General features: G+C 34.4%; 10 protein-coding genes. All 10 read left to right on the top strand.

Annotated features, from left to right (window positions below; translation table 11 throughout):
• Window positions 1-70: 70 nt before the first annotated feature.
• The 10 genes from BKM63_RS22685 (at window position 71) to BKM63_RS22730 (ending at window position 14,373) form a co-directional block, all read left to right on the top strand.
• Complete coding sequence (locus tag BKM63_RS22685) at window positions 71-2,668, top strand: zinc-dependent metalloprotease (RefSeq protein ID WP_071638854.1); 2,598 nt, start codon at window positions 71-73, stop codon at window positions 2,666-2,668.
• Between the two features lie 15 nt (window positions 2,669-2,683).
• Entirely contained in the window at window positions 2,684-6,022 is a 3,339-nt protein-coding gene (locus BKM63_RS22690; protein ID WP_071638855.1) for a SusC/RagA family TonB-linked outer membrane protein, read from the top strand.
• 11 nt (window positions 6,023-6,033) lie between these two features.
• Entirely contained in the window at window positions 6,034-7,353 is a 1,320-nt protein-coding gene (locus tag BKM63_RS22695) for a RagB/SusD family nutrient uptake outer membrane protein (protein ID WP_071638856.1), read from the top strand.
• Between the two features lie 153 nt (window positions 7,354-7,506).
• Entirely contained in the window at window positions 7,507-8,271 is a 765-nt protein-coding gene (locus BKM63_RS22700; RefSeq protein WP_071638857.1) for a LytR/AlgR family response regulator transcription factor, read from the top strand.
• 222 nt (window positions 8,272-8,493) lie between these two features.
• Window positions 8,494-9,078 carry an NUMOD4 domain-containing protein gene (locus tag BKM63_RS22705; RefSeq protein WP_071638991.1) on the top strand — a complete coding sequence of 195 codons (585 nt, stop codon included), beginning with the start codon at window positions 8,494-8,496 and terminating at the stop codon, window positions 9,076-9,078.
• Window positions 9,079-9,461: 383 nt separating this feature from the next.
• On the top strand, window positions 9,462-10,850 hold the full coding sequence (gene lpdA, locus BKM63_RS22710; RefSeq protein ID WP_071638858.1) for a dihydrolipoyl dehydrogenase: 1,389 nt from the start codon (window positions 9,462-9,464) through the stop codon (window positions 10,848-10,850).
• A 178-nt stretch (window positions 10,851-11,028) separates the two neighbouring features.
• Window positions 11,029-11,775: a DUF2314 domain-containing protein gene (locus tag BKM63_RS22715; protein WP_071638859.1), complete on the top strand. Its 747-nt coding sequence runs from the start codon at window positions 11,029-11,031 to the stop codon at window positions 11,773-11,775.
• A 139-nt stretch (window positions 11,776-11,914) separates the two neighbouring features.
• Entirely contained in the window at window positions 11,915-12,406 is a 492-nt protein-coding gene (locus tag BKM63_RS22720) for a TPM domain-containing protein (RefSeq protein ID WP_071638860.1), read from the top strand.
• Between the two features lie 136 nt (window positions 12,407-12,542).
• The gene (locus BKM63_RS22725) at window positions 12,543-13,184 is read left to right on the top strand and encodes a suppressor of fused domain protein (RefSeq protein ID WP_071638861.1); all 642 of its coding nucleotides are present in this window, start codon (window positions 12,543-12,545) and stop codon (window positions 13,182-13,184) included.
• A 286-nt stretch (window positions 13,185-13,470) separates the two neighbouring features.
• Window positions 13,471-14,373 (top strand): arginase family protein, encoded by a 903-nt coding sequence (locus BKM63_RS22730; RefSeq protein WP_071638992.1) that lies wholly within the window; start codon window positions 13,471-13,473, stop codon window positions 14,371-14,373.
• The last annotated feature ends 19 nt before the right edge of the window (window positions 14,374-14,392 follow it).

Raw genomic sequence — 14,392 nt, forward strand, 5'->3', positions numbered from 1 at the left:
TCCGTTTTGTTTTTTTTCTGAACTAAAATCGAATAGTTTCGACGAAAATTAACTTTAACTTAACATCAAAATGAAGGAAAAGGCATTCCTGCATAATGTAAAATTATTCTGCTTACTAATTTTATTATTGTTCATTCCTGTTACAGTTCTTTCTCAAAAGAAAAAGAAAAAAGAAACAGAAACTGAAATCGTAAAAAAAGATTCTACTGATGCCAAAAAAGGCAAAAAATATAGTGACCTGATAAAAAAGGGAACACTTAAAAAAGGACTATTCAATATCATTCAGGTTAAAACCGATGTATATTTCGAAATTCAGGATAGTTTGTTTAAAAGAGAATTTCTAATTGTAAACAAATTATCTCAGGTTCCTTATGATATTAACGAAGCCGGATTAAATAAAGGAATGAATTATGAAAATAAAGTTATTTCCTTTTATAAAGATACAATTGCAAAGAAAGTCTGGGTAAAGACATACCAGCCTAAAGTTTCTTCTCCTAAAGAAGATGCCATTACAGCATCTGTAATTGATAATTTTGCCGAATCTATTATTGAAGTTTTTGATATCGAAACCAAAAACAACGATTCGAGCGCGGTTGTAATTAAAGTAAACAAGATTTTTGACGGAAAACAAAAAAGCTTTAATGATGTAATGGGCAGCATTGGCTTAAGCGGTTCTGTAAAATCTGATTTATCCTATATAGAAGGACTAAAATCTTTCCCTAAAAACATTGTTGTAAAATCACAAATGACAACATCACTCAGCGATGGAGGTGCTACATTACCCATTACGCTTGGAGTGACAACTAATATTATTTTATTGGATAAAACTCCAATGAAACCTCGTTTTTCTGACAAAAGAATTGGTTATTTTACTGAAAAGCATTGGTATTTTGCCGATGCACAGCAGGCGATGCTTGAAAAAGAATTGATTACCCGCTGGCGTTTAGAACCTAAAAAAGAAGATGAAGAACGTTATTTGAAAGGTGAATTAGTAGAGCCGAAAAAACCAATCGTTTATTACATCGATCCCTCAACTCCAAAACAATGGAGAAAGAATATCATTGATGGGGTACGCGATTGGCAGGCAGCTTTTGAAAGAGCGGGATTTAAAAATGCCGTTATTGCAAAAGAACCTACTGAACAAGATTTAGATTTTGATATTGATGACGTACGTTATTCTGTTATTACGTATGCAGCATCTCCAAAATCAAACGCAATGGGACCATCTGTGGTTGATCCAAGAAGCGGTGAAATTATCGAAGCCGATATTATCTGGTGGCATAATGTAATGACTTCGCTTCAAAGCTGGATGCGTATTCAGACTGGACCAATTGACCCGAAAGCTCGCGGCAATACATTCAGCGATGAACACATGGGAGAAGCAATTCGTTTTGTATCGTCTCATGAAGTAGGCCATACTTTTGGCCTAAAACATAACATGGGCTCTTCTTTTGCTTATGATGTAGAATCTTTAAGATCTAAAGAATTCACAGCAAAAATGGGCGGAACAGCGCCATCTATCATGGATTATGCCCGTTACAATTATGTAGCGCAGCCAGAAGATGATGTTACGGTTATAACTCCAAAAATTGGAGAATATGATAAATATGCAATAGAATGGGGTTACAGATGGTATTCGCCTAACGAAAACGAAAGAGCTAAACTAAACGCCTTACTTACAAAACATCAAAATGACCCCATTTATTTTTACGGCGAACAGCAGTCAGGTCCTGCAATTGATCCTCGTTCACAGTCTGAAGACTTAGGAAACGATGCTGTAAAAGCAAGCGAATACGGTTTGAAAAACTTAAAACGTGTTGTGGATAATATCATAAACTGGACATACGATAAAGATCAGCCTTATCAGGAAACTGGTAATCTATATATTGGAACTATAGGACAATGGAACATGTACAATCATCATGTAACAGCCAATATTGGCGGTGTTTACTTAAACACAACCGTTCATGGAGATAACAAACAAAGTTATGTTCCGGTTCCTGCTGCAATGCAGAAAAAAGCGACCGATTATTTAATTAAAAATGTAATTACGATTCCGCAGTGGTTGTTTTTCAATGACATTTTAGACAAAACAAATCCGCTGAAATATTCTCCTATTGGACCTTATGAGTACACGCCATACACGCTGGCAAGAGAATTACAGTACGATGTTATGTATAGTTTATTATATGATGATCGTTTGCTTCGAATGACAGAAAATGAATTATACCAGCGAAATAAAACCAATGAGAAGGTTTTTACCGTAAATGAATTGTTTAAAAAATTACATCAAACTGTATTTGCAGGAACTATCCAAAACAAATCACTTACTATTCTCGAGCGTATGACACAAAAGAATTATGTAGATGTTTTAATTATTTCGACAAATAAATTGTTTGAGAAAACGGATGCTAAAAAAACAATCGAAATACAAGAAACATTACAAATGCCTCATTTATGTTCTTTAGATGATGCACATATGGTAAGAAACATTAATAACTACTCTTTAAAAAGGGTTACAGAAGTAACCTCCGATAAAAAAGGAGAATTAACAAAAGTGCTTCGTTTATTAAAACTAAAAAAGAACACAGGAGATCAATCGACCCAAAACCATTACTTCGATTTAATACAAAGAATCGAAAAAGCCCTGAATAATACAACCTTTTAATACAAAAACCAAAACATGAAAAAAATTCTACATGCCCTACTGCTGTTCCTGGCCATCGCAGGATACTCGCAGGAAAACCGAACTATTACGGGGATCATTTTAGATGAAGCAGATCAGTCGCCAATTCCTGGTGCGTCTATCTTCGTTGAAAATAATTCCATTTCAAATAAAACTGCTTTAGCAGGAATTATTCAAAGTGAAGGAATTGGAACTACTACAGATTTTGATGGTAAATTTACTTTGAAAATTGGAAAAAATATCACTTCATTGAGAGTTACTTTCATGGGATACAAATCGTATACTCTTGAATTATCTGCTCAAAAAAACTATACAATTAACTTAAAATCTGAAACTGCAAAACTTCAGGAAGTTGTAGTAACGGGTTACCAAAAAATTGAGAAAAGAAAACTTACTGCTGCGGTTACCAAAATTGATATGGCCGCAATCCAGCAGACTGGGGTTTCCAGCATTGACCAATTACTGGTAGGACAAATTGCCGGAGTTGCTGTAAGTACTCCATCTGGAGCGCCTGGAGCACCAGCAAAAATCAGAATCAGGGGTACAGCTTCTCTTTCTGGTTCTCAGGATCCTCTTTGGGTTTTGGACGGATTACCTCTAGAAGGAAATGATGTTCCTAAAAACTACGACAAAGACAATATCGATCAATTGAATAACTTTTCAATCGCAGGTTTAAACCCAGACGATATTAAAGATATTACGATCTTAAAAGATGCCGCTGCAACTGCTATTTATGGTGCTCGTGCTGCAAATGGTGTAATCGTTGTAACTACTAAAAAAGGTAGAGCTGGTAAAATGGTGGTAAACTTTAACACCAATACCTTTATTACACAAAGACCTGATTTTGGTAAATTAAACTTAATGAATGCAAGCCAAAAAGTTGATTTAGAACTTGATATGGCTAGTCGTTCTGATTTAACTTACAGAGATAACGCTGGAGAAATTTCTCGAATCCTTAATGGATCAAATGAATTAAATGCATTCAGAGCAGGAGGATTTTCTTCTTTACGCCCTGAAACACAACAATCAATCAATGATTTAAGAAACAACAATACAAACTGGGGTAACTTAATCTACCAAACTGCGATCAATACGCAGCACGGTTTAAGTTTATCTGGTGGTGGAGAAAGATCAGATTACTATTTCTCTTTAGGATACTATGATGAAAAAGGAACAGCTATTGGAACTGGTTTCAAACGTTACAATTTAACTTTGAAAAACAATTTTGAAATCACAGATAAATTCAAAGTTGGAGTTGGAATCTTTGGTTCTGAAAGCAAAACTTCATCATACTTATCAGATACTGATGTTTACACAAATCCAGGTAGTTACTCAAGAAATGTAAATCCATATTTAACTCCTTACAATGCAGACGGAAGTTACAAATATGACCAAGATATTTCGGGTTACTCAGATCGTTATGTGCCTTTCAACATTTTAGAAGAAAGAGCAAACACATCTAACGATTTAAAAACAAGAGCTATAAAAGCCTTATTAGATGTTGAATACAAAATTACTAAAGATTTAAAAGTTACTTCTCAATTAGGCTTACAGTTAGATAATACATCTAGCGAAAAATTTGCGGATAAAAACACTTACTACACTAGAAAAGAAAAAGAAAGATCTCGTTACTTTACAAATGGAGCTTTCAATTATTTCTTGCCAGATGGTGGTATCATTCAAAACTCAAATACTAACTTTTTCCAATACAATCTAAAAACAATGGTGAATTACTCTAAAATTTTTGGAGAAAAACACGAAGTTGAAGTTATGGTTGGTAATGAGTTAAGAAGAAATTACAATACTACTATTGCTACAAAAGGTTTTGGATTTGATAAAAACACTTTGACTACTAAGCCAATTATGTTTCCAAATGCCACTTATGCTAATGATGCGATATACAGACCTTATCAGAAACTAGAAAATGAAAATGCATTTGCTTCATTTTTTGCTACAGCTTCCTATACTTACAATAGAAAATACAGCGTATTTGGAAGTGTAAGATATGATGGTTCAGATTTATTTGGTGTAGATCCAAAATACAAGTACTTGCCACTTTGGTCAACTTCTGCTTCATGGACAGTTTCTGAAGAAGATTTCTTAAAAGACAATTTAACGGTATCTAACTTAAGACTTCGTGCTTCTTATGGTTTACAAGGTAATATTGACAAAAACACTTCACCTTTCGTAGTGGGAAGCTATAAAAACATAAGTATTTTACCTGGACAATCAGAGCAGATAATTTCTGTTGAAAGCCCGCCAAATGATAAATTACGCTGGGAAAAAACAACTAATACCAACTTAGGTATCGATCTTGGATTATTCAACAACCGTATTAGCATTGTATCTGATCTTTACGGAAGAAAAAGTTCTGACTTAATTGGTTTTAGAGCACTTCCTTTAGAAAATGGTTTTGATTATAGTAACTTGAACTGGGCACAAGTAACAAATAAAGGTTATGAGATTACTTTGTCAACAAGAAACATCGACCGTCCAAACTTTAAATGGAACACAAGTATCAACTTTGCTCATAATAAAAGTAACGTAGATCGTATTGCAGTACGCGATACTGATTTTCTTCCAAGTAGAGAAGGTCTTCCTGTAAACGCTGTCTTTGGATTAAAAACAAACGGAATCGATGAAAATGGTTACCCTTTATTTGTAAACAAAAATGGCGAAACAGTAAATGCACAAACTTTCTTCAAATTGTATGATCCTTATGCAGATTTCTTCCCTGGAGAACTTACAGATTCTTCTTTAACTCCAGCAGAATACAGAGATTTATTTGTGTACTTAGGTGATAGAGATCCCAAATTCACTGGAGGTCTTACAAATACTTTTAAAGTAAGTAATTTTGATTTTACAATTGCAGCGGCTTTCAATTTAAAACAAACTGTTGTAAAGACACCTCCTTACAGCGGAACTCAAGTAGACAGAGGACAAAATTATTCTACTGATATTTTAAATGCATGGTCTCCAACAAATACTTCTTCAAATTTACCAGGAATTAATGGTAAAGATTCTGGTAAAGGAGATTCTTGGATGGCATACCAGTGGTTCTCTAGTAACACTCCTTTAAACTGGAATAATTATTTAGATACATGGGTTAGCGAAATGAGTTATATGAGATTGAGCAGTATGCGTTTAGGTTACACATTACCTAAAACATTTACAGATCATATTAATATTCAAAGCATCAGACTTAATGTTGAAGCAAGAAACTTATTTGTAATCAGTTCTGATTTTAAAGGATATTTTGATCCTGAAACTTACGGAAACATTTATGCACAGCCAGTTCCTAAATCATTTACTTTAGGATGTAATGTAACTTTCTAATAAAATTAAAGATGAAAAAAATCTCAAAATACATATTACTTTTTGTTGCCGCAATTGCAGTAACAAGCTGCGATGACTATCTGGATATTACTCCTGTTGGACGAGTTATTCCAGAAACACAAGAACAATTTCGTGCGGTATTAACATCAGGATATTCAAAATATCCTGAACACAAAGCATTAACAACACTTCGTACAGATGAATTGAAACTGGATGAATTTAACGAAGATATCAATCTCTATAAAGACATTTTTATTTGGAAAGATGCCAACCCGGATCGTATTACAAGAGAATTCCCATATCAGGATTTATACAATGTAATTTTCTACACGAATGTAGTGATCAATGAAGCCTCAAAAAAAGTAGCTGCTTCTGAAGAAAGAAATCAATTAATTGGAGAAGCTTATGCTTTAAGAGCAATGGCTTATTTTGATTTGGTTAACCTTTTCGGAAAACCTTACAATGCTGCAACTGCTGCTTCAGATAAAGGAGTTCCATTGGCCTTAGAAATTGACTTAGAGCAGGTTTTTGTTCCTCAAAGTGTTGAAATAATTTACAATCAAATTATTGCTGATATGCAGGAAGCGGAAAAACTAATCAATTTAAATTCGCAGACAAAAGGTATCAATTATCGTTTTTCAAAAGCTGCATTATACAGCTTAGAAAGCCGTGTTTACTTACATCAACAGCAATGGCAGAAATCTTTAGATGCTGCAGATAAAGCGTTGGCAATAAACAACAATTTAGTTGATTTAAAAGCGACTTCTGTTTTTGCAACAAAATACGATTCAAAAGAATCTATTTTAGCTTTAGAAGATGGATATATTAACAGATTAAAAGGAGCTACATACGCCTCAACTGAGTTAATTACAGCTTACGACAAAACAACCGATTTGCGTTTTCCTCTATACTTCTTAGCAAGCGGAAGCCGTTTCAGAATTCAAAAAGGCGGTAATGATGACCAAAAATGTACGTTTAGAACATCTGAACTGTATTTAACAAAAGCAGAAACATCATTAAAATTGAATAATATTGCTGATGCTAAAGCAACCCTTTTAAGCTTTATCAAAAACAGATATACTGCAGCAGGTTACACACAGCTTGAAAGTGATATTAATGCAATGAATGCAGCAGATTTAACTAACTTCATTTTAGCAGAAAGACAACGTGAATTTGCTGTTGAAGGGCACCGTTGGCTTGATTTAAGAAGAACAACACAAAAACAAATCGTTCATACTTTTAATGGTGACGATTACACATTGATACAAAACGATCCGCGTTATACGATTATTTATCCGGCAAACGCGAGATTAAACAATCCCAATCTATAATACCTATTAAATCCTGAAAAAGGTCCAGTTGCAAAACTGGGCCTTTTTTGTTTTTAAAAATGTTGTATAAAACCCCGAGACAATTATATTTGCAAAATCATTAAGAGTCGCCTAAATTAAAATGATACGTTTTAACTTTATTATAAAAGGAAAATGAGAATTGCCATTGTCGAAGACGAATATCTTGCTTCCAGTTATCTAAAATCTATTTTAGAACAACAGGATATTTTGCAGATAGCTGAAATTACCGTTTTAAAATCTGTAAAAGAAGCCGTCCTTTTCTTTACCCAAAACAATGTTGACTTAGCATTTATGGATATTCATCTAGGCGACGGAAAAAGTCTCGAAATATTCGAAAAGGCAACTATCTCCTGCCCTGTAATATTTGTCACCGCTTATGACTCTTATGCCATATCGGTTTTTAAACATTTTACAATTGATTACCTTTTAAAACCTTATGAAGAGCAGGAATTATTAGAAGCCTTATCCAAATTCAAAAAAATAAAAGACAGTTTTAATGCCGATGCTGCACTACAATCTTTAGTTGCATTAGAAAATCCCGAAACAAGCAAAATACAGCGTCATTTTCTCGTTAACCACGGATATAAGCTAATTTCAGTAAACGAGTCTGAAATCACCTATTTCGCAGCATCAGGAAAACATTTATTCATTTATCTCAAATCTGGAAACAGCTATTTATATAACAACACCCTTACAGATATTATAAACAGCCTTGATCCGTTTACTTTTTTTAAAGTGAACCGAAAATATATCGTAAACCGAAATATTATAAAAGAAGTTATAAAACATTCAAATCAAAAAATCGAATTAATTCTTACTGTTCCAGCAGTCGAAAATGATCCTATTATGATCAGTAAAAAAGAAATAAACAATTTCAAAAACTGGCTCGATCAATAATTGAAGCACTTTTATTCTTAAAATTTTCACTTTTGCCTAAAATCAAAAACTGCATTATTCATAATTTGTGATTTAAAATCTGCCTAAAAACTGTCAAAAGCATTTTAAAACGTTAAAATAGCGTTATAAGAATCATAAAATTGATACTTCATAACCAGCAAGATAGCACTCCACATTTCTGAATTATTTATCTTTGAGAGACAAATTTAAATGAAAAAGAAAATGCCACATAATAGATTTTATCCTAACGAAGTATTCAAAGAAATAGAAATAAACGCCTCACTACAACTTAAATATGCCATTTCAAACAGAGGAAGATTAATAAGCTTTACCGACGAAATTGAAAATGGCCGAATCTTAAAAGGCGGATTAAGCGATGGATATCCAACTTTTAGATTTAAAGTCAAAAAAGACGAGAAAATCATCAATAAATATTTATTTCTCTACAAATTAGTTGCTCACTATTTTATTCCAAAAGAATCTGAAGAACAGACCTATGTCCTGCATCTTGACTACAACCGAAGCAATGATGATGTAAGCAATCTGCGCTGGGCAACAAAACAAGAAATGATGGCGCACAGCCGTAAAAGTCCGCGTGTAATTCAGGCCAAAAAGAACCTGATCGAGCACAACTTAAAAGCCGACGGACGAAAATTAACCACTACAAAAGTCATGTTAATTAAAAAAATATTAGCAAGACCGGAACAAAAAACGCGTCTAAAAATGATCGCTAAACAATTTGGCGTAAGCGAAATGCAGATACGCAGAATTGCCAGCGGTGAAAATTGGGGACATGTAAAAGTTTAAAGTTTTTTTCTTTTTGGCCACAGATCACACAGATCAAACGGATTCGAAAAATCTGTTAAATCCGTGTAATCTGTGGCTTTACTTTTTTTTGTCATTTTTTGATCTTAAATTATACTACTGACCGATCCCGATAAGAGCATCTACATTTAATTTTAGATTTAACTTCTAAATCTGAAATTTCATTCATAATTCACAATTTACAATTCACAATTACTTAAGTTTCTGTGAAAAGATCAAAATCTGAATGTCTAAAAATAAAATTTCAAGCGTTTTTTAAAATAAATCCTTAAATTCGCAAGCACAAATAACAAAAGAGAAAATCGGCAGGAGAGTTTCGGAAATATCTACCTCCTTTTCGATTGTAAATACTAAAAACCAAAAAAATGAAATACGACGTTATTGTTTTAGGAAGTGGTCCTGGCGGATATGTAACTGCGATTAGAGCATCACAATTGGGCTTTAAAGTAGCTGTAGTTGAAAAAGAAAATCTTGGTGGTGTATGTTTAAACTGGGGATGTATCCCAACAAAAGCATTACTAAAATCTGCTCAGGTTTTTGATTACTTAAAACACGCTTCTGATTACGGATTGAAAGTTTCTGAATTTGATAAAGATTTCCCTGCTGTTGTTCAAAGAAGCCGCAGTGTAGCTGACGGAATGAGCAAAGGAGTTCAATTCTTAATGAAAAAAAACAAAATTGACGTTATCGAAGGTTTTGGAAAACTAAAACCAGGAAAAAAACTTGACGTTACTGATAAAGACAATAAAGTTACTGAATACAGCGCTGATCACATTATCATCGCAACCGGAGCACGTTCTCGTGAGCTTCCAAACCTACCTCAAGATGGTAAAAAAGTAATCGGGTACCGTCAGGCAATGACATTACCAGAGCAGCCAAAATCTATGATCATCGTAGGTTCTGGAGCGATTGGAGTTGAGTTCGCTCACTTCTACAATTCTATGGGAACAGAAGTTACTATCGTAGAGTTTATGCCAAACATTGTTCCTGTTGAAGACGAAGACATTTCTAAGCAAATGGAACGTTCTATGAAAAAAGCAGGAGTAAAAATCATGACAAACTCTTCTGTAGAGAAAATCGATACTACAGGAACTGGCGTAAAAGCAACGGTAAAAACAGCAAAAGGAGAAGAAATTCTTGAAGCTGACATCGTACTTTCGGCAGTTGGAATCAAAACTAACATCGAAAATATTGGTTTAGAAGAAGTTGGAATCGCTGTTGACAGAGATAAAATCTTAGTAAACGCTTACAACGCAACTAATATTCCAGGATACTACGCAATTGGAGACGTTACTCCAGGTCAGGCATTAGCTCACGTAGCTTCTGCCGAAGGGATTAACTGTGTAGAAAAAATTGCAGGATTACACGTAGATCCAATCGATTACGGAAACGTTCCGGGCTGTACTTATGCAACTCCTGAAATCGCTTCTGTAGGTTTAACTGAAAAACAAGCAAAAGAAAAAGGATACGAATTAAAAATTGGTAAATTCCCATTCTCAGCTTCTGGAAAAGCAAAAGCTGCAGGTGCTGCTGACGGATTCGTAAAAGTAATCTTTGATGCTAAATACGGAGAATGGTTAGGATGCCACATGATTGGTGCTGGTGTTACAGATATGATTGCTGAGGCGGTTGTAGCTCGTAAATTAGAAACTACAGGTCATGAAATCCTTAAATCTATCCACCCTCACCCAACAATGAGCGAGGCTGTTATGGAAGCTGTTGCAGATGCTTACGGCGAAGTAATTCACTTGTAAAAATATACCGTTTTACGGTTATATATAATTTTCAATTTAAAAATCCGATTTGCGAAAGCAGGTCGGATTTTTTGGTTTTTATCTAAATAAAAAACTCACAAAATCAAAAAGTCGTTTTTTCCTTTCTGCCAAAAAAATTATATTTACGTAATAAGAAAATAATTCTAAAATATCAGTAATGGAAAACACACCCATATTTTTTGCCGACGGAGAAAATCCAAAAATGATCGAAGCATTCAAAAAAGCACAGGAAACCTTTAAATATTTCTGGAGAGAATTATCGTGGGAATACCGCCGAATAATTCCGGGATTAGACGTAGCCTGCGTAAAACTTGCTTTTACTCAGGAAATAGACGGAGAAACCGTAGTAGAACACATGTGGATCAACGACATCAATTTTGATGGTGAAAACATATACGGAGTTTTAGTAAATCAGCCCAACGAATTAACCAATGTGAGTAATGGCGATGAAGTACAAATACCAGTCAATCAAATCAGCGATTGGTTATTTGCCAGTCAGGGCAAAACCTACGGAGCTTTTACAATACACGCCATGCGCTCAGAAATGAGCGAAGACGAAAGAGAACAGCACGACGAAGCCTGGGGATTAGATTTTGGAGATTACGATGACATTCTGGTCGTTTCAGATCAAAAAGAAAAACCGGAAAACCTCATAGAACATCCAATGAGCAAAAACATGCGAGAAAGTCTTATTGATTTTGTAAAAAATAATCCTGAAGAACTTAGTGCCAAAGATGAACTCGGTTATACTTTTCTGCATCGCGAAGCAATCGCAGGAAACCAAACTTCTATCGAAGTTCTACTCGAATCAGGAGCTGATGTTAAAGCTGAGACCCTTAACGGTAAAACAGCATTTGATTTTGCAAAACAACTCAACTGGGAACACTTGATTCCTTTGCTGTAATATTCAGTCTTAAAATCCGATTTACTTTCATAAATCGGATTTTTTATTTTATGAAAATAAAATTAATTTATAGTAACAATTTAGAGACTGATTTTTAATAATAAAGAACTAATTTTGCGGCACCCAAAACATATCTGCCATGAAAAAATTATTGTTCATTTTAACAATTTCACTTTTTTTACCCTCTCTTCTTTTTGCACAAATTAATCCGGAAGGAGTAAAAACATTTGCAAAATCATACGATTATGTAAACGATTTTGAAAAAATCCTTACTTCAGCTCAGCTAAAAAATTTGAATGACTTTTTAAAAGCCGGAGAAACCAAAACAAAAAGCAAAATCCTTATCATTATAACTCCTTCAATAGCGCCTTACACAGATTTAACGGACTATTCATCAGATTTAGATAAATATTTAGTTTCTCAATTAAAAATAGACACTTCTATTTTAATCATTCTTAGCAAGCAATTGAGACAAATTCAGGTTCAGGGAGTCGATAAACTGCGTTTTAAAATGAGCGATCAGCAAATGAAAGATATTGTATCAAGTTATATGCTTCCGGAATTGAAAAAAGGCGATTATTACAAAGCTCTGGAAGTGGGAACAAATGAGCTCGTTAAAAAGCTGGAATAAACATAAATAGAAAAACCGTTTTGTTCACGCAAACCGGTTTTTTTTATGCTCCTTTTTGGCTTGAAAAGATAAATAAATTTATTTTTCTGCCCTAAAAATAATATCTTGTCCTGTAATAACCCAGAAAATAAAAGCGATGGATTTAGACCAATACAAAAAAGAATTCAACGAAGATGACGCTGTTGGATGGCTTGAAATTGATAAAGAGTTTGAACGCCTTTATCCCAATCAGGAACCCAAACATTTTGCGCCGGCAATACCTTACATGCTGGGTGGAGAAAGTCCGCTTGACGGCGTAAGCATCTACGAAAGCAAAAATCAGGAAGATCACTTTCATTTTGTAACCTATGGTTTTTCTGAATTGTATTATAATGAAGAAAAAGTAAATGGGGATTTCAGCAAATGGGGATTTGAACTTACCTTTAGATTAAAACCTTTCGAACCCGATAATGGAAACCCAAGCTGGGCAGTGGCACTTTTCCAAAACATCGCCAAATATGTTTTTGACAGTGGCAATTGGTTCGAAGAATTTCATTACATGCCTGCAAATGGTCCAATTCGACTGGAAACAGAAACTGATATTGTGGCTTTACTTTTTGTAAACGATCCCGAAATCGAAAAGAAACAAACACCGCATGGCGAAGTTTCGTTTCTGCAGATCGTTGGAATAACACAAACAGAATACGAGCAGTTAAAAGAAAAACCGGAAACAGTTGAAGAATTAGTAAATAGACTAAAAGAAAACAATCCACTGTTAATTACTGATTTAACTCGTTAGTTGTATTTTTTTTCAAATTACGTCCTGTGAATTATTAATAAAAATGCTCCAGAGGAGCAAAATATTTATAGAAACGAATTACGATAACGATGAAGCTCCAGCGGAGCGAAATAGCTATCGGCTGTAAAAGATACCGCCCCGTTGGGGCTTTATGCAAGAGAAATCAAATTATGCTATAACTATTTTGCTTCTCCGAAGCATATTTAATGGTGCCATAACTTTTGGTCTGTTAAAAAATATTTCAAAGGCATTTATTTTAATAACTTTATCCGTAAATAATAAGGTTATGAAAGATATCTGCATCGTTGAATTTACTTCTAATTTGGGTTTAAAAGAACCTCATCCCGGAAAAGAACCAGGCGTAAATCGGCTGCCGGATTGGTTATGGAGACACAATCTGCATAAATCTATCAAAGCAAAAAACATCATACGCGTAGATCCGCCTCGTTATTCAAGCATAAAAGATCCCGAAACCAACATTCTAAACGCCGATTCATTGGTTACTTATGCCCGAGAACAGGCTTACTTAATAAACAACTTAATAAGCGCCGATAAATTTCCATTTATACTTGGCGGCGACTGCAGTATTCTTTTAGGAACCGCAATGGCTTTAAAACAAAAAGGCAATTACGGCTTATTTTATCTCGATGGTCATACTGATTATATGGATATTTCTTTATCTGAAACTGGCGGAGTCGGCGGTATGATAGCTTCTATCGTTACCGGAAACGGAGCTGATAAACTAACTAATATTCTCAATTTATCTCCTTATATAAAAGAAGAAAATCTTTGGTGTGTGGGCAATCGCGAATATGATGAGGAATACGAAAACGAAATCAGAAAATCTAAAGCAACGTATTTAAGCCTGCAAAAATTGCGAACTCAAGGCATTAAAAATGCTGTACAATCCTTTCTTCTGGAAGTTGAAAGCAAAAAACTTGACGGTTTCTGGCTTCATATTGATGTGGATGTTTTAAACGACTTAATAATGCCCTGCGTAGACAGCCGAACTCCGGACGGCTTATCGTATGATGAATTTAATGAACTTACCTCCTATTTATTCCAAAGCCAAAAATTAACCGGCCTGGAAATAACAATTCTCGATCCGGACTTAGACGAAACCGGACAATACACAAAAGATTTTGTCGCTGCTATTACATCCACTTTTAATAAAAATTTCAATTCTTAGCTAAAAAAGGATAGACATC

The sequence above is a fragment of the Flavobacterium johnsoniae genome (assembly GCF_001879205.1).
In the GTDB taxonomy this organism is placed as follows: domain Bacteria; phylum Bacteroidota; class Bacteroidia; order Flavobacteriales; family Flavobacteriaceae; genus Flavobacterium; species Flavobacterium johnsoniae_A.

Bases quoted from the DNA above. Each gene is read 5' to 3' on its own strand.
- BKM63_RS22725 (WP_071638861.1), top strand. From the start codon at position 12,543: ATGGATTTAGACCAATACAAAAAAGAATTCAACGAAGATGACGCTGTT.
- BKM63_RS22720 (WP_071638860.1), top strand. From the start codon at position 11,915: ATGAAAAAATTATTGTTCATTTTAACAATTTCACTTTTTTTACCCTCT.
- BKM63_RS22715 (WP_071638859.1), top strand. From the start codon at position 11,029: ATGGAAAACACACCCATATTTTTTGCCGACGGAGAAAATCCAAAAATG.
- BKM63_RS22690 (WP_071638855.1), top strand. From the start codon at position 2,684: ATGAAAAAAATTCTACATGCCCTACTGCTGTTCCTGGCCATCGCAGGA.
- BKM63_RS22705 (WP_071638991.1), top strand. From the start codon at position 8,494: ATGCCACATAATAGATTTTATCCTAACGAAGTATTCAAAGAAATAGAA.
- lpdA (WP_071638858.1), top strand. From the start codon at position 9,462: ATGAAATACGACGTTATTGTTTTAGGAAGTGGTCCTGGCGGATATGTA.
- BKM63_RS22730 (WP_071638992.1), top strand. From the start codon at position 13,471: ATGAAAGATATCTGCATCGTTGAATTTACTTCTAATTTGGGTTTAAAA.
- BKM63_RS22695 (WP_071638856.1), top strand. From the start codon at position 6,034: ATGAAAAAAATCTCAAAATACATATTACTTTTTGTTGCCGCAATTGCA.
- BKM63_RS22700 (WP_071638857.1), top strand. From the start codon at position 7,507: ATGAGAATTGCCATTGTCGAAGACGAATATCTTGCTTCCAGTTATCTA.
- BKM63_RS22685 (WP_071638854.1), top strand. From the start codon at position 71: ATGAAGGAAAAGGCATTCCTGCATAATGTAAAATTATTCTGCTTACTA.